Genomic DNA, 23,170 nt, shown 5'->3' with positions numbered 1-23,170 from the left:
CTCTCCCATGATGAACGCTCCGCTCCCGCACGTCGCGGCCCGGACGCAAGGTGGGTGGCAGACCGACGACGAGGGAGAACACGATGCAGACACGAACCCTGGGCAGCACCGGCCCGGCCGTTTCCGCGCTGGGACTGGGCGCGATGGGCATGTCGGGCGCCTACGGCGCGGCCGACCGCGCGGAGAGTGTCGCCACCGTGCACGCCGCACTTGAGGCCGGCGTCACGTTGATCGACACCGCCGACTTCTACGCCATGGGCCACAACGAGCTGCTGCTCGCCGAGGCGCTGCGCGGCCGGGACCGGGACAGCTACCGGCTGAGCGTCAAGTTCGGCATGCTGCGGGGCCCGGGGCACGAGTTCGGCGGGCAGGACGGCCGTCCCGAGGCGGTGAAGAACTTCCTGGCCTACTCGCTGACCCGGCTGGGCACCGACCACATCGACATCTACCGTCCCGCCCGTCTCGACCCGGCCGTACCGATCGAGGAGACGGTGGGCGCGACCAAGGACATGATCGACGCCGGGTACGTGCGCCACCTCGGCCTCTCGGAGGTCGACGCGGCGACGATCCGCCGGGCACACGCCGTGCACCCGGTCGCCGACCTGCAGATCGAGTACTCGCTGATCTCCCGCGCGGTGGAGGCGGACGTTCTGCCCACGCTGCGGGAGCTGGGCATCGGGTTGAGCGCGTACGGCGTCCTTGGCCGCGGCCTCATCTCCGGGCACTGGATGGCCGCCCGCAGCGCCGACCCCGGCGACAACCGCAGCCACAGTCCCCGATTCTCCGGTGTAAACGTCGAACACAACCTCGCCCTCGTCGAGGCGCTGCGCCGGGTCGCCGAGGCCAAAGAGTGCAGCGTCGCCCAACTGGCCATCGCCTGGGTGGCCGCACAGGGCGAGGACATCGTGCCGCTGGTCGGCGCCCGCACCCGCGAGCGGCTGGCCGAGGCGCTGCCCGCGACGGAGCTGAACCTCACCGCGGACGACCTCGCCGAGATCGAGAAGGCGGTGCCGCCGGGCGCGGCGCGCGGCGACCGATACCCGCCCGCGTTCATGGCCGGCCTCGGCGTGGGCAACTGAGCCCGCCTCCCCGGCGGGACCGCTGCGCTCTCGTACGGCGCCCGTCCCGGACGGTTTCCGGGCGGCCGCACCGGCCATCGATCCAATCGGGCTCCGGCTCAACTCACCTGTGTGCGGTCACTCAGCGTCAGGCCAAAGGACGGCTTGCGGAAAACGTCGGCGCGGACGGCCGCGATCCACTCCGGGGCAGGCGTCGTACATATCTGCGATGAGATCACCCGATGGTGAGTTCGTCCTCGCTCCCGGTCGGCAGGGCGCGACGCTGTGGGCGGTGGTGCGTGACCGGCGCCGCCTCGGCGATGAGTGGGCAGGGGACGGGATGACGCAAGAGGCCGGGTCTGACAGGGGTTCAGCCGAGCAGGCGTTGCTGTTGGCGGCGGGGCTTGCCGACCTGGCGGTGAGTTGCCTCGGCTCGGCCGTGGGCAGCGTACGGGGATTGCTGAGCCGCTCGGACGCGGCGGAGTTGGCGGCTGACGCGCAGCGGGATCTCACGGCGCGCGGGCGGCTGGCTGTGGACCGGTACGCGGTGGTCCCGCCAGCTCATCTGGAGGTCCTCGCCCAGAGCGTCCTGGCCCGGCGGGCTGTCGACGGTGGCTGACCGGAACGAGGCGGCCGTGTTCAAGTTACGTGTCGACAAGGTGCTGAGCCGGTTCGTGGCGCAGGAGTCGGACCAACTGCTCGCCATCGATGCGGACTTGGGCCCGGTGGCCGACCAGGTCGAGGCCGCGGTATCGGACGGCAAGCGGCTGAGGGCGGCGTTCTGCTACTGGGGCTGGCGGGCGGCGGGACAGCCTGACAGCGACGCGCTGGTCCGGGCGGCGGCGTCCATGGAGCTGGTCCACGCCGCCGCGGTCGTACACGACGACATCATCGACGACAGCGCAGCGCGGCACGGCCGGCCCACCACGCACGTTGCCCTTGAAGCCGCGCTACGTGGTCGTCCACGTGCCACGGCCACAGCCCGGGCACTGGCCATGCTGGTGGGGGACTGGCTCATGTCGCTGGCCGGTCAGCTGTTCGCCACCAGCGGCTTGCCCGCGGCCTACCTGGCCCGGGCCCGCCCCCTGTGGGCGGCCCTGGCCCGGGAGCTGATCGCGGGTGAGTGCCTGGAACTCCTGCACACCGGTGGCGAACCGGACACGGCGCAGTCGTTGAAGGTGATCCGCTACAAGACCGCGAAGTACACCGTCGAGCAGCCATTACTGATCGGAGGCGTGCTGGCCGGCGCCGGGCACCAGCTGAGAGAGGGCTACTCCCGCTACGGGCTGCCGCTGGGCGAGGCCTTCCAGTTGCGTGACGACCTGCTCGGCCTGTTCGGGGATCCGGCCCTCACCGGCAAGGCCAACACGGACGACCTGCACGCTCACCGGCCCACCGCCCTGCTGGCGGAGACCTGGAGGCTGGCCGACGAGACCGACCGACAGCGCCTGCGCGCACTGCTCGGCCGACGAGAGGTGGGCACGCCCGGCCTGGAGGCGGTGCGCGAGGTGATGAGCCGGCTCAATGCACCCGACCGCATCGAACAGATGATCACTGCCCGGGTCGAGGAAGCCACCCGCTCTCTGGACGACCTGGACATCCCCGCACCCGCCTCACGAGCCCTCACCGGCCTGGCGCATGCGGCCGCGGTCCGCCGGTACTGAATTCCGGTGGCACTGACATTCCGGTGGCCGGTGCCACGCCTCGTCCCTGTCCGGCCCCGCCTGTTCCGACTGGAGACAACAAGCCAGTGATGACCTACACCCAGGCGTCGATGGACGCCTTGCGCAACAGCGGTGACGAACTCGCCGACGCCACGGTGGCCACCCTCTTCGAACGCGGGGAGGTGGGCACGTTCAACACCCTGATGCGCTACGTGTCGACCGCCGGCGCGCCACTGCCCGACGGCCTTCCCGAGGTGGCGCGGGAGTACCTGCACGCCACCGGCGCACCACCGGCGTGGGTCGACTGGGCCGAGATGGAGAAGGCCAGGCTGTTCTTCATCGACAACAACGTGCACATCTCCACCGCGCTGTCCTTCGCCTCCATGCCCGCCTGCTATGTCATCCCGCACGTGGCGAAGCTGCTGGCGACGACGCACTCGCTGGAGTACCCCTCCAAGCGGATGGCGGAGACCGGGCAGTTCACCGTCTACCTCATGCAGCCCGAGGCGTTCGAGGCAGGCAGCAGCTTCATCCCCGCCGCCCAGAAGGTCCGTCTGCTGCACGCGTCCATCCGCCACCACCTCAAGAAGGACAACCGCTGGGACACCGACGGCCTGGGGGTGCCGATCTGCCAGGAAGACATGATCGGCGGCCAGATGCTCTTCTCGCTGCTGGTGCTGGACTCCCTGCACCGGCTGAACATCCACATGAGCATCGACGGCGCGGAGGCGTACCTGTACGCCTGGCGGGTGGTCGGTGCGATGCTCGGCGTCGACCAGAGCCAAGTGCCCAAGGACATGGAGTCCGCCCGACAGTTCCTCGACCTGTACATGGTCCGCCACATGGGGCCGAGCGAGGACGGCGCACATCTCACCCGGCAGCTGATCGATCTGTACGAGGAAGTCGTCCCCGGCACCTTCTTCGACCCGATCGTCTCCGCCCTGATCCGTCACCTCGTCGGCGACACCTGCGCCGACTGGCTGGACGTCCCGCGCACCGCCTGGGACACCGTCGTCAAAGCCGTACCCCACCTGCTCGGCGTCCTGGAGACCATCGAGGACCGCTCCCCGCTCGGCGCCTGGGCCCTGGACCGCCTCGGCCACCTGACCACGATCCTCGAACTGTCCTCGCTCACCCGGGGCCGCGTCATGCACTACGCGATTCCGGAGCAACTGAAGAAGGACTACGGCGTCTCCTCCACTACGCCCCGCACCCACCGCTGGACCCCACCCGCCCCCGCAGCCGATCTGAACTGACCGCCGAACTGACACCCATGACGACGGAAGTACCGGAAGGAGACGGGACAGGCTCAGGCAGTGGCCCCGCCGCGGCTCCGCGTGCGGGCGATCAGCCACATCAGATACGGCGCGCCGACCGCCGCGGTCAGCACGCCGACCGGCAGCTCGGTGGGGGAGAACATGCGCCGGGCCAGCAGATCCGCCGTGGCCACGATCAGGGCACCCGTCAACGCCGAGCACAGCAGAGGGATCTGCGCGGTGCGGGTGAGGCGACGGGCAATCTGGGGTGCCAGCAGCGCGACGAAGTCGACGGGCCCGGCCGCCCCCGTCGCCACCGACGCCAGCACCACGCCGAGGGCGGTCAGACCCAGCCGTACGCGATCCAGCGGGACACCCAAGGCGGTGGCGGTGTCGTCGTTCAGGGACACCGCCCGCTGGGCCCGGGCGGCCCACAGCAGTGGCGGGAGCAGGACGAGCATGGTCAGGGCGAGGGGCGCCGCCTGGTCGTAACCGCGTCCGTTGAGGGAGCCCGTGAGCCACACCTTGGCCTGCTGGGCCACCAGATAGTCGCCCTTGGTCAGGAACAGCCGGGTCAGCGAGCCCAGCGCGATCGAGACGCCGATCCCGACGAGGACGAACCGCGTGGCGTGCAGGCCCTTGCGCCAGGCGAAGGCGTAGACGAGCACGGCGGCGGACAGCCCGCCGACGATCGCGACGTACGGCAGCGTGGCGGGGGACGTGACGCCGAAGGTCATCGCGGTCACGGTCGCCGCGCCCGCGCCGTGCGTGACGCCGATGACGTCCGGACTGGCCAGGGAGTTGCGGGCGACCGTCTGGACCAGCGCGCCCGCGATCCCGAAGGCGGCACCGACCAGCAGACCCGTCACCAGGCGGGGCAGCCGCAGCGTGCCGACGACCAGCTCGTCGGGGCTCGGCTTCCCGAGCAGTACGCGGACGACCTCGGTGGGGGAGACGAAGGATTCGCCGATGCACAGCGAGGCGACGACGGTCACCGCCAGCGCGACCGTGAGAACGGCGGCGATCACGGCGGCCCTGCGGTGCAGCAGGAAGCTGTTGTCGCGCACGCGGACGACGGAGTAGCCGACGGGGCGGGCCGTCGCCGTGCCGGTCCGGTCGAGTTGCGTCATGCCGCCACCGTCGCCTTCCGCCGTACGAGCGCGACCAGGAACGGCACGCCCAACAAGGCCGTCATCACGGCCACCGGGACCTCCGAGGGCGGGAAGAGGACACGCCCGAGCACGTCCGAGACCAGGATCACCGAGGGACCCAGTACGGCGGCCATGGGCAGAACCCAGCGATGGCCTGAGCCCACCAGAGCGCGGGCGGTGTGCGGCACAGCGAGCCCGACGAAGGCGATGGGACCGGCCGCGGCCACCGCAGCCCCGGTCAGCACGGTCGCGGCGAGGGCACCCAGGATCCGCACCCGAAGGACGCGGTGGCCGAGTCCCTGGGCCACGTCGTCGCCCAGGGCGAGCGCGTCCAGGCCGGGGACCGTGATGACGACCAGCAGCAGTCCCGCGAGCAGGAACGGCCACGTCTGCGCCGCGACAGAGCCGTCCCGTCCGCTGATCGAGCCGACGTCCCAGAAGCGGAACTCGTCCAGGACCTGGGCATCGGTGGTGACGATTCCGGACACCACGGAGGCGAGGAAGGCGTTCATCGCGGCACCGGCCAGGGCCAGTTTCACCGGCGAGGCGCCGCCGCGTCCCCCGCTGGCGACGGCGTACGCGGCAACCGCAGCGAGCCCCGCGCCGACGAAGGCGAACCAGACGTATCCGTTGAGCGTGTGCACCCCGAAGAACGCGATCGCGCAGACCACGCCGAGCGAGGCGCCCTGGCTGACGCCGAGGACGCCGGGCTCGGCGATCGGATTGCGGGTGAGGCCCTGCATGACCACGCCGGCGACCGCCAGGGCGAGGCCGACCATCACACCGATGAGCGTGCGGGGCACCCGAAGGGCCCGCACGACCTGCGCGTTGTCGCCGGTCCCGCCGTGCAGCAGGGCGTCGAAAACCTCGGAGGGGGCGATCTGGCGGCTGCCGACCGCGAGACTGAGCAGGACGGCGAGAAGCAGCAGGAGCACGCCCGCGACCAGCCGGACGACCCGGCGCCGGGTGGCACGGGACATGCGCTACCTCTTCATGTGATGCGTGTGATGCGTGTGATGCGTGTGACTCACGTCGTTCTGGTGGTTCAGTGGTTCATGCGGACGGACGGACGGACGACCGACCGACCACGCCGGGGCCGGAGCCCCTGGTCGTCTACTTGGTCAGGTACTTGTCCAGGTCCGCGACGACCTGCTCGGCCGCGGTGACACCGAGTCCGAGGTACCAGGTCTCGTCCGGTACGTCATAGGCGTGCCCGGCCTTGACCGCCTTGAGGTTCTTCCACAGCGGGTTGCCCTGCGCACGGGACTTGTCCGTGGCCTTCGCGTCGCCGTACACGCCGGTGAAGATGTAGTCGGCGTCGGCCTGGTCGATGTTCTCGGCGCTGACCTCGGCGGCCAGGTCCTCGATGTCCTGGTTCTTCGGGCGGGGGATGCCGGCGTCCTTGAGGATGGTGCCGATGAAGGAGGCGTTCGCGTAGAGGCGGATCAGGCCGTCGGGCAGGTAACGCACCATCGAGACGGTCGGCTTGTCGGCGCCGAGCTCGGTGCCGAGTGCCTTGACCTTCGCGTCGTACGCGGCGAGCTTCGCCTTGGCCTCTGCCGTCTTGTCGAGGGCCGACGCGTTGAGGAGGTAGTTCTCCTTCCACGTGAAGCCGGGCCGGATGGAGAAGACGGTCGGGGCGATCTTCGACAACTCGTCGTACTTGTCCGCGGCGCGCAGCTGGCTGCCGAGGATGAGGTCCGGCTGGAGACCGGCGATCGCTTCGAGGTTGAGGTTGTTGATGGTGCCGACGTTCTTCGGCGTGCCGGCGTCCTTCTTCAGGTACGACGGCAGCTCGGGGGAGCCCTCGGTGGGGGCGAGTCCGACCGGCTTGATGCCCAGCGACACCACGTTGTCCAGCTCGCCGACGTCCAGGACCACCACGCGCTTGGGCTGGGCCTCGATCACGGTCTCACCCATCGAGTGCCGGACGGTGCGCGGCCACTCGCCAGGCTTGGCGTCGGTGCCCATCGCCGCGGTCTTCTGCGCGGCGGACCCGAAGTCCTCACCGCCCTGCGCCACGGCCTTCTTGTCACCGCCTCCGGATCCCGTGTCCTTGCCGTCGTCAGCGGAACCGCCACACGCCCCGAGGATCAGCGCCGCGGCGACGGCGAAAGCGAGGGCGGACGGGCCGCGACGCCGAGGGAACATGCCAGAACTCCTTTGGGACACCATTTTTTGGCCATTAGGCCAGGCTCACCTTATCTAGGGGCTCGCCATGGTCGACACGCGGTCCTGTGTGGTTCCTGTCACCGTCACACCCCGGCGATGTCGTGCGACCCGTTGGGTCCGCCGAGCGCGTCGAACAGCAGGTTGGCCGCGGTGCTGTCGCTGGAGTGGACGGCGGCGTCGCACAGCTCGCGCGGGGGCATCCCGGTCCCGAGGTGCTGTTCCTCGCCGTCCGCGACGCCGCACCGCTAGCCTGGTTCCGAACGACTCGGACGGAGGCGGGGGCGCCGATGAGCGAGACCGATCCGCACATACACGTGGAGCAGAAGGTGGCGCAGGCCGGGGCCGCCGTCCGCAACGTGATTGCGTCGACGTTGGGCCGCGCAACCGACGCCCCGAGCGTCGTCACCACTGGTTGCCGACGCCAGGTGGCCTATGTGATGACCTCTCCGCGCCCGGACAGCGTCACCTGCCTGGCCTGTCGGGAACACGCCCACCGGGAGCACCTGCGCTGCGCCGACCAGATCGAGCGCTTGAGCCTGCCCGGCATGAACATCACCAGCGACCAGGCTGCGAAGGTCGCGGAATGGCACCGGGACCTCGCGAAGAGGTTCTCCGGCCAAGAGGGCATCTGATCTACGTAGTTGGTGTTCTCGGGGCTGTGTCCGGTCGCCGGGGATTGATCGCTGCGTCGGACCGGGGTCGCCTTCTCGTACCGGCCGCCCGCGACCGGTGGTCGTCCGCCGGAGTGACCGACGAACGCAAGACCCGGTCCTGCCCGCGACTGGGCCGGGTCGGCGGACCACATGCCGCCGCTCGAACGCATCGTCCTGGGCCGGGAGTTGGCCTTTGGGCTGCCCGTCGGCGGGCACGAGGTGCGCTCGTACGCCCTTGGCATCAGCGCCGCCCGAGGCTCCCAGCTCCAGCCCGGACAGCCATGGCCCTGCGCCGCGTTGCCGCCGGGGACGGATGGCTGTCGGCCAACTTCTTCTACCGGTGCTCGGCTCGGTGTACTCCTGCATTAGGGTGCTCGCTGCGCCGAGCACAAGGAACATCATGGAGACCGCTGCTGACTCACCGTCGATGATCAGCACGCCGTTGAGAGTCGCGGCCTTCCGGCGGTTCGTGTCGGCCAATCTCATCTCGACCGCCGGGTCTGCGATGGCCCCTCTGGCACTGGCCTACTCCGTCGTCGAGCAGGGCGGAGGAGCGGGATCCCTCGGTCTCGTGCTGGCCATGAACACCGTCCCGACGATCGTGTTCCTCCTCGCAGGCGGCCTCTTCGCAGACCGCCTGTCCCGAAGCAAGATCCTCTTCTTCGGTAATCTGCTGGCGGCGGGCGCGCAGGGTGCGCTGGCCGTCACCGTGGCCACCGGTCACGCGACGACGGCGTCGATCGCCGTGTGCGGCTTCGTCTCGGGAACCGCGGCGTCTTTTATCGTGCCTGCCACACAAGGTGCCGTCGCCCAGATCGTTCCCGCCGAGTACCTGCAGCAGGCCAACGCGCTGCTCCGGTTGCCGAGCAACGTGGTCAAGGTGCTGGGCCCCGTCGTCGGCGGATTCATCGTCGCCGCAAGTGGTGCGGCATGGGCCCTGGCCTGGGACGCGTTCACCTTCACGGCCGCGGCTTTCCTGCTTCTCGGCCTGCGCCTCGACGCCCCGCTCACCACCAGCGGTGTTCTCGCCGATCTGCGGGCCGGATGGACCGGCTTCTGGTCGCGCACCTGGCTGTGGACCTATACGGCTGCCGGGACCGTACTCGTCGCCGCGTGGCTGGCCGGCTTCCAACTCCTCGGCCCTCTCGTCGCGGCACGACAGTATGCCGGGGCACGCGACTGGGGCCTGGTCCAGGCGGCCTTCGCATGCGGCCTGCTGGCCGGGACACTCGTGTGTCTGCGCTGGAAACCGTACCGCCTGCTCACCGTCGCGGTCGCGGCGAGCGGTGCTCTCGCGCTTCCCCTGACCGCCATGGGACGGGGCCTGCCGCTGCCCGTCGTCCTGTTGACCGCCCTGCTCGCGGGGATCGGGCTCGACATCGCGATCGTCGCCTGGACCACCGCGTTCCAACAGCACGTTCCCCACGCCGAACAAGGCCGCATGAGTGCCTTCAACGGAGTCGGGGAGCGCCTCGCCATCCCCCTCGGTTACCTCATCACGGCCCTTGCGGCCCACTCGTGGGACAGCCAGAGCGTGCTGTTGGCATGCGCCGGCATGATCGCTGCCGCTGCCGTCGTCAATCTCTGTGTCCCGGACGTATACCGCGTCAACCGTCTGACGGGAAACGATCAGTCCAGGATCACGAAGTGACCATCACAGGTAGGGCTGGCGGGGGCGGCCATCACGCAGCATGGGGAGTCACTGAATACGGCTTCTGGCTGCACCGACTGGCCGGAGCGGCTGGAGAGGCCAACCGATTCGGTCGCGAGCACAGTGATCCTTTACCGCCTGGAGGCGCGGCAGGATCGCCGTCGGTTCAGGCAGCGGCGCCGCGCACGATTGGATTGGCGGACCAGCAGAGTGTGTGCAATCGCGGTAGATGTGGCATGTTGGAGGCAGCCTGGCCCGTCACCTCCCCCCGTGGTGATGGGCCAGGCCTTGTCTGTGTAGCCTTGATCGGCGCTGCATCGCCGCTGCATCGGCGCCAAAGTCGTCGTCGCGCTGGGCGGCGAGGACGACATTGGGCAGCACCGGACCGACACGCTTCAACGAGCTCCTCGGCCCTCCCGACGTGGTCACCGACGACGAACTGGAGGCCATGCGCCAGGCGATCACCCGCGACGTCACCGACGTGCTGACGTTCGGCGTACGGCCCGCTCCCGGAGGCAGCCGGGGCACCAAGCCGGAACACGCCGACGACTACCTGAAGGCGCTGCCTCGGACAACTCCAGTGACGCATCGCGCCGCTGGAACACCAACACGCCGACAGGCGCGGCGAGTTGGAGGGACGGATCGTGAGCGAGGATGACGACTTCGTCAGCTGCCTCGATGACGAGCGCAGGCGCTTGTTGGAGCCCGACTGCTGAGGCAGGCATCGCAGTCGCGGCGAGCGGTGCTGAGGTTCGCATGCCCGAAGTCCTGACCGTCCGCTCGAATGAACTCATCCACATCGAGAACGGAATCGAACCGCCATGCCCCACACAACCTCGGCCGGCCTCGGTCCTCGTGAGGTCCTGGCCCGCTACCAGCGGGCGATGCTCGACAAGTCCGCTGACGACCTGGCCGACCTGTACGCGGCCGACGCCGTCCACGAATTCCCGTTCCTCTTCCCGGGTATGCCCGAGCGCTACAACGGCCGCGAGGAGATCCGCGCAGGCTATCGAGCCGCCTGGGGCGCAAGCCCGGCGCAACCGCGGGAGATCCGCGAAGTCGCCGTGCATGAGAGCACCGACTCCGAGGTGATCACCGTTGAGCAGGTCGTCGTCGGAACCGTGACCACCACCGGCCGGCACTTCAGCTTTCCCAACCTCCTGGTGATCCGAGTCCGGGACGGCGAGATTGTGCATGTCCGCGATTACATGGACGGGCTCGGCGTGGCTCACGCCATGGACCGGCTCACCGCCGTGGTCGCCGGCCTGAGCGGCCGAACCTGAGCCTCTGCCTCGGACCGTTCGTCTGCCGTGACGAGGTCGCGGCTGTGCTGACCGGGGTGCGATGGTGTCGTTCAGGCGGTGGCCAGGGTGGCGGTCCCCAGCGCGACGAGCGTGACCAACTTGACCGACTCGCAGGTCCCGTAGACGAGGTGAGCGCGGGAGCGCGGGACGTCCTCTCCGGCCAGGACCCGGTCGGAGCGGCGGTTGAGGACGGGCCGGACCGCGGCCGTCTGCACCGCCAGCAGCGCGACGGCGAAGACCGTCAGGACCAGGACCGTCACCGGGGGATCGCCGACGGCAACCGCCGTGACCACGACGACGGCCAGGACCGCTTCGGCGCGGTTGAGCGCGCGGAAGACGAGGCGGCCGATGCCGAGTCCGATCCGTACGGTCACGTCGGGCGCCCGGAACTTCGGCGGTGCTTCAAGGAAGGAGATGGCCAGCACCATCCCGAGCCAGACGAAAACAGCCGCGGCGGCCACGGCCGCCGAAGTGTCGTTCATACGCGGTACCCCTCTCTCGTGTGATCGTTTCCCGTTCCGGCGGGCACGGCACGGTTTCCGCTCGCCGTTCGCCGTTCGCCGTGCGTCGGCTGCGTCCGCAGGCCCGGTCCCACCTCCGTGGAGAATCGGCTCCTACTGGCCGAGCCGAAGGTCCGGGCCGAAGACCTCGTGGATCCTCTCGGCAGGCACGCCGCACCGCAGCAGGTCGCCACGCACCGCCCGCATGAACGGCAGCGGCCCGCACAGGTAGGCGGTCAGGTCGGCCGGGAGGCGCAGGCTGCTCACGTCGGCTTGGCCGGCCGCGACAGACTGTGCGGAGAGCACTGGGACTCCTGATCGGTAAGTGATCTTCGCATTTTGAGGCGTGTGTGACCGCACCCCAGGGAGCGTGACGACCGTGACGGCCGGGGTGGGCGCCAGGGGCTTGGCTCTACTGCGGGGGAGGGCCGGCCAGAGCGATCAGCACCGGCCCGGTGGGCGAGGTGACGAGGTCGGCCACGGTCAGCGGATCGAGGCTCGCGTAGAACGCCTCCTGGGCGTCGCGCAGTGCGCGCCGCAGACGGCAGGCCCCGCGCAGGGGGCACGGTGGGTCGTCGCAGGAGACGACCTCGCCCTCGCCCTCGAGTTCACGCACCAGCCAGCCCACCGAGGCTCGCCGGCCGAGGCCGGTCAGGGCGAGACCGCCGCCGCGGCCACGCCGGGCCTCGACCACGCCAAGGTGCTGCAGGCGCGTGATCGCCTTCGCCGCGTGGGTGTGCCGCACTTCCATGGCTTCGGCCACCTCGCGGGTGGTGAGCACCTCGTCGTCGGCGCAGACCGCCAGACGCATGACGGAACGCAGCGCCAGGTCGGTGAACTTCGTCAGTCTCACAGCCCGGACGCTAGCAAATACGAATGCCAGGTTCCTATTTGATGGATGGTGTGACCGTGCGGAGTGCGTCACGGGCGGTGGCGTCCGGCGTTCCTCCGGCACAGGCCGGCCCATGTCGGCGACGGACAAGGCAAGGCGAGATCGGATGGTGGCAGTGACTGTGGCAGACGGTGACTCCCCGGACCCGGCCGATGGGGCGCCGGTGCCTCGGATTCTGTTCGACACCGCAGCGCTGGAGGCGCTCGGCCCGGCATCGACGGGCGCGGTGTGGAGGCTGTCCGAGCCCGGTCGGCAGATCGACGCCAACATCGTCCGGATCCTGTCCGAGCAGCGCGTCGAAGCCCATGCCGAGCCGGACCTGGACGTACTCCTGCTGGTCGTGGCGGGAGACGGCACCCTGCTCACCCCGGAGGGGCCGCACTCTCTGGGCGAAGGCAGCCTCGTGTGGCTGCCCCACGGCTCCACCCGCGGCCTGGAGGCGGGCAAGGGCGGTATGTCGTACCTGACCGTTCACCGCCGCCGGCCCGGCATGCGGATCCAGCCCGCCGAAAGCCGGGATCGTGGGTCCGGCAGGCCGCGCCCCTGAACCGCGATGACGGTGGTACGGGACCGGCGTCGTCGTACACCAAGGTCGTCACGTCGACGGCGCATGCCCGGCGTCGGGTGGCGAGCTGTGAGGCCTGCATCAAGCATCAGGTGATGCACGAGCACGCCACGGTGACGAACTCCGGGTTGAAGGGCATGCCGAACGGGGCGTCGAATATTCCCTGCCCTGGCGGTCGTTGGACGTGCAGACTCGTCCCATGGCGGACATGCGCGCATTCCGGGACGCGGTCGGTAGCTGGGCGGCCGGTGGCCCCGGCGAACCGGCGACTGATCTGGCTGTGCAGCTGGGGGTGCGGACGGCGGTGCTGCTGGAGGGACCGAGTGACCTCGCGGCCGTCGAGGCGCTGGCCGCACGGCGTGGCCGGGACCTGGCCGCCGAGGGGGTGTGCGTCGTGCCGATGGGCGGGGCGATGAGTGTCGGCCGCTACGCCGGCCTTCTCGGGCCACCAGGTCTTGGCCTGCGCCTGGCAGGCCTGTGCGACGAGCGCGAGCAGGGCTTCTACGACCGCGGCCTGAAACGGGCCCGGGCGCCGCACCGGGGTTTCTTCGTGTGTGTGGCGGACCTGGAGGACGAGCTCATCCGCGCGTTGGGCACGGCGCGGGTCGAGGAGATCATCCGGGCCGAGGGTGACCTGCGGCCCTGGCAGACCTTCCTGCACCAGCCCGCACAGCTCGGTCGGCCCCGGCATCAGCAGCTGAGGCGCTTCCTCGGCACGAAGAAGGGCCGCAAGATCCGCTACGGCCGTCTCCTGGTGGAGACGCTCGACCCCGGACAGGTACCGGCCCCGCTCGACGACCTCTTCACGAGCCTGTGACCGACGCACCAAAGCGCGGTCATGGCCGCTTCGAGCACTCGGTCCCGCCGTCCATCGATGTGGCCAACTGGCGCTGCCGACGGCCATCTACCGGCGCCTGTGATGCGATGTGAGGGCGGGGACTCCCGCTCCGGCCAGGTGCAGACGATGCCCGGTCAAGGAACGGGGTGGGGGACCTTGATGGCCGTGAAATAGCCCGCGCCGAGCCGCAGTTCGCCGGATTGGACCTGTGCCGCAGCCACTCTGTGCGGTTCGGATGACGCCGTAGGCAACAGCATCTGGGCCGGTCCTGCCGCGGAGGCGGGTCCTGGCAAGGCGCTCCGCCTGCCCCACCAGTACCCTTCAGGGCCTCATGACGATTCGCGCACAACGAGCTCGGTGGGAAGCGTGACATGCCGACGCGGTGACTCGGGATCGCCGATCTCCTCCATCAGGATGTGGGCGATCATGCTGCCGATCTCCTCGACGGGCTGACGCACGGTGGTGAGGGGCGGATTGCTGTGCCGGGCGATGAGGGAGTCGTCGAATCCGACCACCGCCACCTCGTCGGGGACGCCCCTCCCCTGCCTGCGCAGCTCCAGCAGCGCCCCCGCCGCCATGACGTCCGAGGCGACGAACACGGCGTCGAGCTCGGGGACTTGTTCAATGAGTGAACGCATCGCGGCCTCGCCGCCCTCCTCGGTGAAGTCGCCCGAGGCCACGAGTCGGTCCGTGGCCTCGTGCCCCGCCTTCTCCAGGGCCTCGCGCCAGCCCTGGAGCCTGCTGCGCGCCACGTCCATGTCCAGGGGGCCGCTGATGGTGGCGACGGTCCGGCGCCCCCGCGCGAGGAGGTGGCTGACGGCCGTCGCGGCCCCGCCCGCGTTGTCGGAGTGCACGTGGCTGAGCGACTCGTCGGGGGAGCGGCGCCCGGCGAGCACCGTGGGCAGCCCCATGTCCTCCAGCAGCCCCGGCAGCGGATCGTGCTCGTGCACCGAGACCAGGAGCACCCCGTCGACGCGCCGCTCCGCCACCGACTCGGTGAGCTGGTCACGCTCGGCCTGGTCGCGTACGAGCATCAGTTGGAGCTGCGTCCGGGTCTCCGCGAGGGCGGTGCTGACCCCGCGGATCACCGCCGAGAAGTAGGGCTCCGAGCCCAGTCTGCTCTCCGACTCGGGGATGACGAGGGCCACGGAGTTCGTCCTGCTCGTCACCAGACCCCGGGCAACCGAGTTGGGTACGTAGTTCAGCTCGGCGATGGCGGCGAGGACGGCGGCCCTGGCTTTGTCACTGACGAGCTCCGAGCCGTTGATGACTCGTGAAACCGTGGTGCGTCCGACGCCGGCGCGCGCGGCCACGGTCTTGATGGTCGGGCGTGGTCTGCCCCCCATGACGCCTCCCTCGCTTCCGCGCTGCCCAGACGGCTTTCACCTGCGCATTGTGCCAGACCGCCGCGGCGCGTCCGCCGGGTCCGAGCTCGGGGGCGGGACATCTTCCCGCAACGAAGTGGATTCAACTTCTTGACAGACGCCTTTCGTGGCGGCCAGGCTTCGGGCTCCTGAGTGGGCACGTTCCCATCGCCGTTTGGGAACGTTCCCACCGGACAAATAGGGCCTGCGGATCGGACCGTGGGGCTCGAACTCCGGTGCGTCAGCGCCGCCGCTAGGAGGACGAAATGGACAAGTTCCGAAGGAAGTTGCGTACGAGAGTCGTGGCCGCCGTGTCGGCTGCCTCGGCTCTCGGGCTGGTCGTGGGCTGTGGTGGCAGCGACGGGGGGACCGGCGGGGGGAAGAAGGACGGCAAGGTCACCATCACCATGGGGCTGTTCGGCGTCATGGGCTTCAAGGAGACCGGTCTGCTCGACAAGTACATGAAGGAACACCCGAACGTCGTCATCAAGGCGGACGTCGCGGGCGACGAGCAGACCTACTACACCGCCCTGCAGACCCACTTGGCCGCAGGCAGCGGGCTGAAAGATATCCAGGGCATAGAAATTGGTAGGGCCAAGGAACTGTCCGACACCCAGAAGGACAAGTTCGTCGATCTGGCCGGCGTGGCCGGGACGGACCACTTCCTTCCGTGGAAGCAGAGCCAGGTCACCACCGCGGACAAGAAGGTCATCGGCCTCGGCACCGACATCGGCCCGATGGCGGTCTGCTACCGCAAGGACCTCTTCGAGCAGGCCGGCCTGCCCACCGACCGCGACGAGGTCGCCAAGCTGTGGGACGGCGACTGGTCGAAGTACGTAGCCACGGGCAAGCGGTTCAAGCAGAACTCGAAGGCCGACAAGGTCGCCTACATGGACAGCTCCAGCGGACTGTTCAACGCCATGATCTACGGCAACTCCCAGCAGTTCTACGACAAGCAGGGCGAGTTGATCTACAAGACCAACCCTGTGGTGAAGGACGCGTGGAAGCTGGCCTCCGAGGCGGCCACGTCCGATCTGACCGCGAAGCTCCGCCAGTTCCAGCCCGGTTGGGACCCCGGCCTGGCCAACAGCACCTTCGCCACCACCGTCTGCCCGGCGTGGATGCTCGCGCACATCAGCGAGAAGGCGGGCCCGAAGAACAAGGGCAAGTGGGACGTCGCCAAGGCGCCCAAGGGCGCCAACTGGGGCGGAGCCTTCCTCGGCGTGATGGAGAAGAGCCCTGTCAAGAAGGAGGCGCAGGAGCTCGTGGCCTGGCTCACCGCCCCCGAGCAGCAGGCCTACCTCTTCAAGGAGATCGGCAACTTCCCCTCGTCGCAGACCGCGTTGTCCCTGCCCGAAGTGGTCGATGCCAAGTCGGACTACTTCAGTGGCGCGCCCATTGGCAAGATCTTCAGCGCCGCGGCCCAGGAGATTCCCGACGAGCAGGTGCTCGGCCGTAAGGACGGCACCATCAAGGACATCTTCTCGCAGGGTCTGACCTTGATCGAGGCGCAGAACAAGAGCCCGAACGAGGCATGGAAGACCACTGACACGCGCATCGAGAAGGCCGCCGGCTGACCGAGGGCCCTGTTGCCCATCTCCGCAGCAGCTCGGCGCCCCATGCACTGCCTGTTGGGCCGCCGGGCCCCTGCTCGCCTCTCCCACCCTCCAGGAAGGACGCCTTCCGGTGGCCATCTCCACCTCGACACCCCCACACGGTGCGGCCGGCACCGCCCCTCCGGGCGGCACCGGCGGGGACCGTCAGCGGCGCCGTACGCTGCTGCACCGCCTCGACCTCCGGGGCGCCCCGTACGCCTTCGTCGCCCCGTTCTTCATCGTCTTCGCCGCCTTCAGCTTCTACCCGCTCATCTACACCTCGTGGATCTCGCTGCACCGCGTCGAACTGTCGACCCTGAACCTCATGGAGTGGGTCGGCTTCGACAACTACACGGCCCTGTGGGACGACGACCGCTTCTGGAACGCGCTGCTCAACACCATCACCATCGGCGTCCTGTCGACCGTGCCGCAGCTGCTGATGGCGCTCGGGCTGGCACACCTGCTCAACTACCGGCTGCGCGGCTCGACGTTCTTCCGCGTCGCCGCCCTGACGCCGTACGCCACGTCGGTGGGCGCCGCGGCCCTCGTGTTCACGATGCTCTTCGAACGCGACTTCGGCATGATCAACTGGATGTTGAGCCTGGTCGGTGTCGACAACATCGACTGGGAGAACAACAAGTGGGCCGCGCAGACGGCGATTTCCTCGATCGTCATCTGGCGCTGGACCGGCTACAACGCCCTGCTCTATCTCGCCGCGATGCAGGCGATCCCGCGCGACCGGTACGAAGCCGCGGCCATCGACGGTGCCTCGCGGTGGCAGCAGTTCCTGAAGGTCACCGTTCCCGGCATCCGCTCCACCATCGTGTTCACCATCGTCCTGTCCACGATCGGCGCCACCCAGCTCTTCGGTGAGCCCCTGATCTTCGGCCAGGGCCCCAACGGCATCACCGGGGGAGCGGACAACCAGTACCAGACGCTGGGTCTGCTGCTGTACGAGGAGGGCTGGAAGAACTACCAGATGGGCCGGGCCGCCACGGTCGCCTGGGCGATGTTCCTGCTGCTCATTGTCGTGTTCGTCGTCCAACGAGTCGTCAAGCGCGTCCTGGCGCAAGGCCTGACCGGGAGGTTTCCATGACCACAGACAGCATCCCGGTCCGGACGGCGGACGCACGCCCCGGGACCGGGCGGAACGCCCGCAAGACCACCCCGTCCGGCAGACGCCGCCGAGGACTGTTCCGGCACCCGGGCGCCGGACGACAGCACCACGCGGGTCCCGTCGCCTACATCCTCCTGGGAATCGCGGCGCTGTTCTCGCTCTTCCCGCTCTACTGGACGATGGTGGCGGCGTCGACCGACAACACGCGTGTCACCCAGACGCCTCCGCCGTTCCTGCCGGGACCCCACCTGCTGGAGAACCTCGGCAAGGCCTGGCAGGACGCCGCGCTGGGCAAGGCCATGCTCAACAGCCTGATCGTGGCCGGCGTGATCGCCCTGTCCACGGTGCTGTTCGCCACCCTCGCCGGCTTCGCGTTCGCCAAACTCCGCTTCAAGGGCCGCAACATCCTGCTGATGCTCGTCATCGGCACCATGATGGTGCCGCCGCAGCTCGGCGTCGTACCGCTGTTCATGATGATGACCGAACTGGGCTGGGGCCAGAAGCTGCCCGCCGTCATCTTCCCCACGCTCGTCAGCGCCGTCGGCGTGTTCTTCATGCGGCAGTACCTGTCCGAGGCGCTGCCCGACGAACTCGTCGAGGCCGGGCGAGTGGACGGTGCGCACTCCCTGCGCATCTTCTGGAGCATCGTGCTGCCGATCGCCCGGCCTCCCATGGCCGTGCTGTTCATGATCACGTTCGTGCACGCCTGGAACGACTTCTTCTGGCCGTTCATCGTGCTCGACATGACCAATCCGACGGTGCCCGTCGCCCTCACCCAGCTCAGCGCGGGATACGTGCGCGACCAGTCGCTGATCATGGCGGGCGCGCTCCTCGGCACGCTGCCCCTGCTTGCCCTGTTCATCGTCTTCGGCCGTCAGATCGTCGGCGGCATCATGCAGGGAGCGGTCAAGGGATGAACACCCTGCCGTTCCCCCGATGCCGAGGCCCATCGACGCCGGCCACCCCGCTTCGCCGCTCCCGCCCCGCCTCGCAGTCCATCTGGAAGGACCCACGTGACCACCACCGCAGCCCGACCTGTCGCGCCCGCCCCGGAGAGCACCGCCGCCCTCAGGTTCCCGCAGGGATTCACCTGGGGCACGGCGACCGCCGCGTACCAGATCGAGGGTGCCGCCGCCGAGGACGGACGCACCCCTTCCATCTGGGACACCTACTCGCACACGCCCGGCAGAGTGCGCAACGGCGACACCGGTGACGTCGCCACCGACCACTACCACCGCTGGCGCGAAGACATCGCGATCATGGCCGATCTGGGCGTCAGCGCCTACCGGTTCTCCGTGTCGTGGCCGCGCGTGCAGCCGACCGGCCGCGGCCCGGCCGTCGAGAAGGGGCTCGACTTCTACCGCGCCCTGACCGACGCACTGCTGGAGAAGGGCATCGAACCGGTCGTCACCCTCTACCACTGGGACCTGCCCCAGGAGCTGGAGGACGCGGGCGGCTGGCCGGAGCGCGCCACCGCAGACCGGTTCGCCGACTACGCGACGCTGGCGGCCCGTGCGCTGGGGGACCGGGTGAAGACCTGGATCACCCTCAACGAGCCCTGGTGCAGCGCCTTCCTCGGATACGGCTCGGGTGTCCACGCACCCGGGCGCACCGACCCGGTCGCGGCCCTGCGCGCGGCGCACCACCTCAACCTCGCCCACGGCAAGGCCGTCTCTGCGCTGCGCGCCGAACTGCCCGCCCGGGCGCAGGCGTCCATCACGCTCAACATCCACCACGTCCGCGCGCTGACCGAGGCCGCCGAGGACCTCGACGCGGCCCGCCGGATCGACGCACTGGCCAACCGCGTCTTCACCGGCCCTGTGCTCGAAGGCCAGTACCCCCAGGATCTCCTCCAGGACACGGCGAGCCTGACCGACTGGTCCTTCGTACGGGACGGCGACACCGCCACGATCCACCAGCCGCTGGACTTCCTGGGCGTCAACTACTACACACCCACGCTCGTTTCCGCCGCCACCGGCGAGGCCAGCCACGGCTCCGACGGCCACGGGCAGAGCGAGCACAGCCCCTGGCCGGGCGCCGACAAGGTCGCCTTCCACCGCCCGCCGGGCCGTACCACCGCGATGGGCTGGGCGGTCGACCCCAGCGGCCTGTACGACCTGCTGATGCGACTGAAGGCAGACTTCCCCGCCATGCCTCTGATGATCACCGAGAACGGGGCCGCGTTCGACGACTACGTGAACCCGCAGGGCGAGGTGGCCGACCCCGAACGCATCGACTACCTCCACGGCCATCTGTCGGCCGTGCACCGCGCGATCGGCGCCGGCGTCGACGTGCGGGGCTACTTCCTGTGGTCCCTGCTGGACAACTTCGAATGGGGCTACGGCTACAGCAAGCGCTTCGGTGCCGTCTACGTCGACTACCCGACCGGCAAGCGCATCCCCAAAGCCAGCGCGCGGTGGTACGCCGACGTGGCCCGTACCGGCATTTTGCCGGAGGGTAGCGGCGGGAACCGCTGAGCAAGGGGGAGAGCCGCATGGCCGGCCGGGCCGCTGGGGCCCTCGCCACGGAGCGGTCTCCAAGCGGCAGCGCCCCTGTCGCTTGGAGACGCTCCGCGTCGGCCTTCGGATCCAACTCGCGCGGCGTAGCCGGTCACCGGTCATGGCGCTGGTGAGTCTCCTCCGGGGCTGTCGCGGGCGGCTGCTCGTCTGCCGGATCCGGCGCGGAGCGGTATCCCCCGAGACCAGGGTGTCCGGCCCGCACTCGGGTCAGAGCCCGCGGTGCCCCGGGCCAGGGAACAGATCAGGCGACGGTCCAGTCGTGCAGCTGGCGGGCGAGCAGGGCAACGCCGAGCGCTCCGGAACCGGCTTCGCGGACGAGCACGACGGCCGCCTTGGGCGGATAGTCGAGCCGCCGCCCGTTGAGGAACAGATACGCCTCCGTGGCGTGCCAGGTGAAGGCCTCGTTCGAGTGCTCCAGGCACGGCAGCTTTGCCAGGGTCTGCAGCAGCGCTGCCCCCTTGAGATGCAGAGATGCATAGATGTCACGCTCCATCGCCCGGGCATTGACCCGGGCGACAGCGGCATAGAGCGGTCCGTAGTCGTCGACCTGAGGATCACCGTCGAGCAGTTGAGCAGCATGCAGCAGGAACGTCACGTCGAGCGGGTGAAGCGGTTCCGGCTGGGTCACGCCGCATCCCCGCGCTGCTGCTGCTCAAGCTTCCGCCGCGCCTCCTGCTCGGCCGCCCGCTGCTCTGCGCTGGGATCCAGGCTGCCGGGTTCGGCCGCGAAACCCGCGCCACTGCGGGCCATGGACTCCTTGAAGCCCTCCAGGAACCGCTGCTCGACAGCGATCGCGCGGGAATAGGCAGCCGACAGGATGTACTCCTGCATGCTGACCCCCTCCTGCCTCGCGGCGGCCGCGATAGCCGCCCGCTGCTCAGGATCAGGAAAGCGCAGATTGATCGCCTTGGGTTCCATGGCCCCCACGGTACCAGCGGTACCACATGGAGGCCCACAGTGCGCACACAGGACCGCGCGCCCGCCGCTTCCGCCGTACGTCGCCCAGGGTGGCCTGCTTGGCTCTGAGTGCAGTGCGAGATCGGGCAGGCCGGGACCTTCACTGGCGCAGGAGTGGGAGGAAGACGCCGTCGACGATCTCTTCCAGCGTCTCCTCCGGTACGGGTGCCTGCGTGCGGAAGAGTTCGTGGCGTACCAGGTCGACCGGCAGCGAGGCCACGCGGGACGTGATGCGTTCGAGTTGCACCTCATCGCGCGCGTCGGCGCGCTCCAGGATGGACATGGAATCGAACCGTCATCGTGCTGCCCTCCCGTACTGCGCGAGCACGGTGGCGTCGGCCTGCTCGGCCGACAGGCACTCCAGGTGCGAGGGCGGGCCGCCGGCGGGGAAGAGTCGCTCGCCGCTGCCGAGGATCGTGGGGAAGGTCAGGAGCCGGTACTCATCGATCAGGTCCTCGGCCATCAGCGCGTGCACGACGCTCAGGCTGCCGGTGATGATCACATCGCGTCGCTCGCGCTTGACGGCGTCGACGAGGTCGCCGTCGACGACCTGTGAGTTCGCCCATGCCGACACGTCGGTCAGCGTGCGGGAGGCGACCAGTTTCGGCACGGCGTTCATCCGCGCGGAGAACGGGTCGTCGCGTCGCGGCCAGAGCCGCGAGAACAACTGCCAGGTGGTGCGCCCCAGCAGCATGACTCCGTCGTCCAACGCACTCCCGAGCCGGAACTTGTCTCCGGCGACCGTCTCGGGGCCGTGCCGGAACGCCCAGCCGCCGGTCGGCGTGTTCCCGGACCCGTCCGGGTCGGACACGATCCCGTCCAGGGTGATGAATTCGATGACGATGACGCTCACGATGGGTGTCCCTTCGACCGATGCTCACCCGTACGTACCGGCGGCATCGGCCGGACTCATCGCGTCTGGCGAAACTCGTCGGAAGAAATCTGCTGGGGCAGGTCGAATGCCTCGAACACGAGTGGATCGGCGAACACGACGTTGTGCGCGACCCGGCCGCTGGTGACCGTGAGGACCTGGAGCGTGTGCAGCCGATGCCCGCCGCCGGGCTCCGGCGCGTACGCCGCGAGCGCGGGCTGTCCGTTGGCGGTGAGGTGCCTCATGCCCCAGCCCGTTCCGCGCATCTCGAACACGCGGTGCATGAACAGGCCGTAGTCGCGGCTGCCCCGGTACCACAGCGGCACCGGCGGCATCTCCAGGACCGCCTCGTCCGTGAGGAGTTGTACGAGCGCGGGGACGTCCGCCGCCTCGAACGCCCGCGCATACCGTTGGATCACCGCGAGGACCTCGGGATCGTCCGGCTCGGCGATCTCCCCCATGTCGCCCACGTCCGCGAGAGCGGCGCGGGCCCGCTGGAGAGCGCTGTTGACGGCCGTGACCGTGGTCCCGAGCTGCGTGGCGACCTCGGCGGCACTGAACTCCAGTACCTCGCGGAGCACGAGCACGGCCCGCTGCCGCGGCGGCAGGACCTGCATCGCCGCCACCAGCGCGAGCCGCATGTCGGCCCGCGCCTCTGCGTCGAACCGCGCGTCGGGGAACGGTTGCAGCCAGGGGATGTCGAACGTCGGTGTGAGCGGCGCCCCGGGATCGTCGCTCGGCGCGGCAAGGCCGGACGGCAACGGCCGCCGCGCACGACCCTCCAACGCGGTCAGGCACGCGTTGGTCGCGATCCGGTACAGCCAGGTCCGTACGGACGCGCGCGTGCGGTCGTACCGGTCGCGGGCCTTCCACGCGCGCAGCATCGTCTCCTGCACCAGGTCCTCGGCCTCGTGAAACGAGCCCAGCATGCGGTAGCAGTACGCCACCAGCTCACCCCGGTAGGGTTCGAAGTCCACGAGCCCATCATGGCGTACGTGGCAGGTCCGGACGGCCGCCCGCGATCCCCAGCATGGGGTCGTCGG

25 protein-coding genes and 2 pseudogenes are annotated in these 23,170 nt (G+C 69.5%); 14 read left to right on the top strand and 13 right to left on the bottom strand.

Going from position 1 to position 23,170, the window contains the following annotated elements:
- Positions 1–83 precede the first annotated feature (83 nt).
- From AC5P09_RS32965 to AC5P09_RS32950, 4 genes are all read left to right on the top strand, one after another.
- On the top strand, positions 84–1,079 hold the full coding sequence (locus AC5P09_RS32965) for an aldo/keto reductase (RefSeq protein WP_493877378.1): 996 nt from the start codon (positions 84–86) through the stop codon (positions 1,077–1,079).
- Between the two features lie 319 nt (positions 1,080–1,398).
- Positions 1,399–1,677, top strand: coding sequence for a polyprenyl synthetase (locus AC5P09_RS32960; protein ID WP_493877388.1), 279 nt, complete (start codon positions 1,399–1,401; stop codon positions 1,675–1,677).
- Entirely contained in the window at positions 1,670–2,722 is a 1,053-nt protein-coding gene (locus AC5P09_RS32955) for a polyprenyl synthetase family protein (protein WP_493877377.1), read from the top strand. The genes AC5P09_RS32960 and AC5P09_RS32955 overlap by 8 nt, the downstream gene beginning before the upstream one ends.
- An 89-nt stretch (positions 2,723–2,811) precedes the next feature.
- Entirely contained in the window at positions 2,812–3,978 is a 1,167-nt protein-coding gene (locus tag AC5P09_RS32950) for an oxygenase MpaB family protein (RefSeq protein WP_493877376.1), read from the top strand.
- A gap of 53 nt (positions 3,979–4,031) precedes the next feature.
- Here the strand turns inward: AC5P09_RS32950 and AC5P09_RS32945 are convergent, their stop codons facing one another.
- From AC5P09_RS32945 to AC5P09_RS32930, 4 genes and pseudogenes are all read right to left on the bottom strand, one after another.
- On the bottom strand, positions 4,032–5,108 hold the full coding sequence (locus AC5P09_RS32945; RefSeq protein ID WP_493877375.1) for a FecCD family ABC transporter permease: 1,077 nt from the start codon (positions 5,106–5,108) through the stop codon (positions 4,032–4,034).
- Positions 5,105–6,109 (bottom strand): FecCD family ABC transporter permease, encoded by a 1,005-nt coding sequence (locus AC5P09_RS32940; protein ID WP_493877374.1) that lies wholly within the window; start codon positions 6,107–6,109, stop codon positions 5,105–5,107. Before AC5P09_RS32940 ends, AC5P09_RS32945 begins: the two co-directional genes overlap by 4 nt.
- Before the next feature lie 133 nt (positions 6,110–6,242).
- Positions 6,243–7,280: an ABC transporter substrate-binding protein gene (locus tag AC5P09_RS32935; RefSeq protein WP_493877373.1), complete on the bottom strand. Its 1,038-nt coding sequence runs from the start codon at positions 7,278–7,280 to the stop codon at positions 6,243–6,245.
- A gap of 128 nt (positions 7,281–7,408) precedes the next feature.
- Positions 7,409–7,504 (bottom strand): annotated as a pseudogene (locus AC5P09_RS32930) (class A beta-lactamase); the annotation flags it as partial.
- A gap of 84 nt (positions 7,505–7,588) precedes the next feature.
- Between AC5P09_RS32930 and AC5P09_RS32925 the strand changes: the two are divergent.
- The 4 genes from AC5P09_RS32925 to AC5P09_RS32910 all read left to right on the top strand — a co-directional run bounded on the left by AC5P09_RS32925 (position 7,589) and on the right by AC5P09_RS32910 (position 10,888).
- On the top strand, positions 7,589–7,933 hold the full coding sequence (locus AC5P09_RS32925) for a hypothetical protein (RefSeq protein WP_493877372.1): 345 nt from the start codon (positions 7,589–7,591) through the stop codon (positions 7,931–7,933).
- Positions 7,934–8,354: 421 nt separating this feature from the next.
- Positions 8,355–9,605 (top strand): MFS transporter, encoded by a 1,251-nt coding sequence (locus AC5P09_RS32920; RefSeq protein ID WP_493877371.1) that lies wholly within the window; start codon positions 8,355–8,357, stop codon positions 9,603–9,605.
- 370 nt (positions 9,606–9,975) lie between these two features.
- Entirely contained in the window at positions 9,976–10,263 is a 288-nt protein-coding gene (locus AC5P09_RS32915; protein WP_493877370.1) for a hypothetical protein, read from the top strand.
- 163 nt (positions 10,264–10,426) lie between these two features.
- Entirely contained in the window at positions 10,427–10,888 is a 462-nt protein-coding gene (locus tag AC5P09_RS32910; RefSeq protein WP_493877369.1) for a nuclear transport factor 2 family protein, read from the top strand.
- Between the two features lie 71 nt (positions 10,889–10,959).
- Here the strand turns inward: AC5P09_RS32910 and AC5P09_RS32905 are convergent, their stop codons facing one another.
- From AC5P09_RS32905 to nsrR, 3 genes and pseudogenes are all read right to left on the bottom strand, one after another.
- Positions 10,960–11,391 (bottom strand): hypothetical protein, encoded by a 432-nt coding sequence (locus tag AC5P09_RS32905; protein ID WP_493877368.1) that lies wholly within the window; start codon positions 11,389–11,391, stop codon positions 10,960–10,962.
- 132 nt (positions 11,392–11,523) lie between these two features.
- A pseudogene (locus AC5P09_RS32900) lies at positions 11,524–11,688 on the bottom strand (hemin transporter); the annotation flags it as partial.
- A 133-nt stretch (positions 11,689–11,821) separates the two neighbouring features.
- Complete coding sequence (nsrR, locus tag AC5P09_RS32895; protein WP_493877367.1) at positions 11,822–12,262, bottom strand: nitric oxide-sensing transcriptional repressor NsrR; 441 nt, start codon at positions 12,260–12,262, stop codon at positions 11,822–11,824.
- A gap of 145 nt (positions 12,263–12,407) precedes the next feature.
- Here nsrR and AC5P09_RS32890 point away from each other — a divergent pair, with 145 nt between their 5' ends.
- A complete protein-coding gene (locus AC5P09_RS32890) occupies positions 12,408–12,848 on the top strand; it encodes a hypothetical protein (protein WP_493877366.1) in 441 nt (146 codons plus the stop codon).
- A gap of 217 nt (positions 12,849–13,065) precedes the next feature.
- A complete protein-coding gene (locus AC5P09_RS32885; RefSeq protein ID WP_493877365.1) occupies positions 13,066–13,683 on the top strand; it encodes a TOPRIM nucleotidyl transferase/hydrolase domain-containing protein in 618 nt (205 codons plus the stop codon).
- Between the two features lie 350 nt (positions 13,684–14,033).
- On the opposite strand, the gene AC5P09_RS32880 is transcribed toward AC5P09_RS32885, so the two are convergent.
- On the bottom strand, positions 14,034–15,050 hold the full coding sequence (locus AC5P09_RS32880; protein WP_493877364.1) for a LacI family DNA-binding transcriptional regulator: 1,017 nt from the start codon (positions 15,048–15,050) through the stop codon (positions 14,034–14,036).
- 284 nt (positions 15,051–15,334) lie between these two features.
- Here AC5P09_RS32880 and AC5P09_RS32875 point away from each other — a divergent pair, with 284 nt between their 5' ends.
- The 4 genes from AC5P09_RS32875 (at position 15,335) to AC5P09_RS32860 (ending at position 20,257) form a co-directional block, all read left to right on the top strand.
- The gene (locus tag AC5P09_RS32875; protein ID WP_493877363.1) at positions 15,335–16,645 is read left to right on the top strand and encodes an extracellular solute-binding protein; all 1,311 of its coding nucleotides are present in this window, start codon (positions 15,335–15,337) and stop codon (positions 16,643–16,645) included.
- 109 nt (positions 16,646–16,754) lie between these two features.
- The gene (locus tag AC5P09_RS32870) at positions 16,755–17,759 is read left to right on the top strand and encodes a carbohydrate ABC transporter permease (protein ID WP_493877362.1); all 1,005 of its coding nucleotides are present in this window, start codon (positions 16,755–16,757) and stop codon (positions 17,757–17,759) included.
- The gene (locus AC5P09_RS32865) at positions 17,756–18,697 is read left to right on the top strand and encodes a carbohydrate ABC transporter permease (RefSeq protein WP_493877361.1); all 942 of its coding nucleotides are present in this window, start codon (positions 17,756–17,758) and stop codon (positions 18,695–18,697) included. The genes AC5P09_RS32870 and AC5P09_RS32865 overlap by 4 nt, the downstream gene beginning before the upstream one ends.
- Before the next feature lie 96 nt (positions 18,698–18,793).
- A complete protein-coding gene (locus AC5P09_RS32860) occupies positions 18,794–20,257 on the top strand; it encodes a GH1 family beta-glucosidase (RefSeq protein WP_493877360.1) in 1,464 nt (487 codons plus the stop codon).
- Between the two features lie 283 nt (positions 20,258–20,540).
- Here the strand turns inward: AC5P09_RS32860 and AC5P09_RS32855 are convergent, their stop codons facing one another.
- The 5 genes from AC5P09_RS32855 to AC5P09_RS32835 all read right to left on the bottom strand — a co-directional run bounded on the left by AC5P09_RS32855 (position 20,541) and on the right by AC5P09_RS32835 (position 23,104).
- Positions 20,541–20,927 carry a fic family toxin-antitoxin system, toxin component gene (locus AC5P09_RS32855; protein WP_493877359.1) on the bottom strand — a complete coding sequence of 129 codons (387 nt, stop codon included), beginning with the start codon at positions 20,925–20,927 and terminating at the stop codon, positions 20,541–20,543.
- Entirely contained in the window at positions 20,924–21,217 is a 294-nt protein-coding gene (locus tag AC5P09_RS32850) for a type II toxin -antitoxin system TacA 1-like antitoxin (RefSeq protein ID WP_493877358.1), read from the bottom strand. The genes AC5P09_RS32855 and AC5P09_RS32850 overlap by 4 nt, the downstream gene beginning before the upstream one ends.
- 139 nt (positions 21,218–21,356) lie before the next feature.
- Positions 21,357–21,539: a TetR family transcriptional regulator C-terminal domain-containing protein gene (locus AC5P09_RS32845; RefSeq protein WP_493877357.1), complete on the bottom strand. Its 183-nt coding sequence runs from the start codon at positions 21,537–21,539 to the stop codon at positions 21,357–21,359.
- 12 nt (positions 21,540–21,551) lie between these two features.
- Complete coding sequence (locus AC5P09_RS32840) at positions 21,552–22,109, bottom strand: dihydrofolate reductase family protein (protein WP_493877356.1); 558 nt, start codon at positions 22,107–22,109, stop codon at positions 21,552–21,554.
- Positions 22,110–22,165: 56 nt separating this feature from the next.
- On the bottom strand, positions 22,166–23,104 hold the full coding sequence (locus AC5P09_RS32835) for a sigma-70 family RNA polymerase sigma factor (protein WP_493877355.1): 939 nt from the start codon (positions 23,102–23,104) through the stop codon (positions 22,166–22,168).
- Positions 23,105–23,170: the final 66 nt, after the last annotated feature.

This window comes from Streptomyces sp. a15 (assembly GCF_059026085.1).
This window is presented reverse-complemented; position numbering and strand designations above follow the sequence as displayed.

Coding starts and splice junctions, on each gene's coding strand:
- AC5P09_RS32950 (WP_493877376.1), top strand. CDS start 2,812: ATGACCTACACCCAGGCGTCGATGGACGCCTTGCGCAACAGCGGTGAC.
- AC5P09_RS32880 (WP_493877364.1), bottom strand. CDS start 15,050: ATGGGGGGCAGACCACGCCCGACCATCAAGACCGTGGCCGCGCGCGCC.
- AC5P09_RS32875 (WP_493877363.1), top strand. CDS start 15,335: ATGGACAAGTTCCGAAGGAAGTTGCGTACGAGAGTCGTGGCCGCCGTG.
- AC5P09_RS32965 (WP_493877378.1), top strand. CDS start 84: ATGCAGACACGAACCCTGGGCAGCACCGGCCCGGCCGTTTCCGCGCTG.
- AC5P09_RS32910 (WP_493877369.1), top strand. CDS start 10,427: ATGCCCCACACAACCTCGGCCGGCCTCGGTCCTCGTGAGGTCCTGGCC.
- AC5P09_RS32885 (WP_493877365.1), top strand. CDS start 13,066: ATGGCGGACATGCGCGCATTCCGGGACGCGGTCGGTAGCTGGGCGGCC.
- AC5P09_RS32845 (WP_493877357.1), bottom strand. CDS start 21,539: ATGTCCATCCTGGAGCGCGCCGACGCGCGCGATGAGGTGCAACTCGAA.
- AC5P09_RS32925 (WP_493877372.1), top strand. CDS start 7,589: ATGAGCGAGACCGATCCGCACATACACGTGGAGCAGAAGGTGGCGCAG.
- AC5P09_RS32940 (WP_493877374.1), bottom strand. CDS start 6,109: ATGTCCCGTGCCACCCGGCGCCGGGTCGTCCGGCTGGTCGCGGGCGTG.
- AC5P09_RS32945 (WP_493877375.1), bottom strand. CDS start 5,108: ATGACGCAACTCGACCGGACCGGCACGGCGACGGCCCGCCCCGTCGGC.
- AC5P09_RS32920 (WP_493877371.1), top strand. CDS start 8,355: ATGGAGACCGCTGCTGACTCACCGTCGATGATCAGCACGCCGTTGAGA.
- AC5P09_RS32905 (WP_493877368.1), bottom strand. CDS start 11,391: ATGAACGACACTTCGGCGGCCGTGGCCGCCGCGGCTGTTTTCGTCTGG.
- AC5P09_RS32890 (WP_493877366.1), top strand. CDS start 12,408: ATGGTGGCAGTGACTGTGGCAGACGGTGACTCCCCGGACCCGGCCGAT.
- AC5P09_RS32960 (WP_493877388.1), top strand. CDS start 1,399: ATGACGCAAGAGGCCGGGTCTGACAGGGGTTCAGCCGAGCAGGCGTTG.
- AC5P09_RS32935 (WP_493877373.1), bottom strand. CDS start 7,280: ATGTTCCCTCGGCGTCGCGGCCCGTCCGCCCTCGCTTTCGCCGTCGCC.
- AC5P09_RS32865 (WP_493877361.1), top strand. CDS start 17,756: ATGACCACAGACAGCATCCCGGTCCGGACGGCGGACGCACGCCCCGGG.
- AC5P09_RS32850 (WP_493877358.1), bottom strand. CDS start 21,217: ATGGAACCCAAGGCGATCAATCTGCGCTTTCCTGATCCTGAGCAGCGG.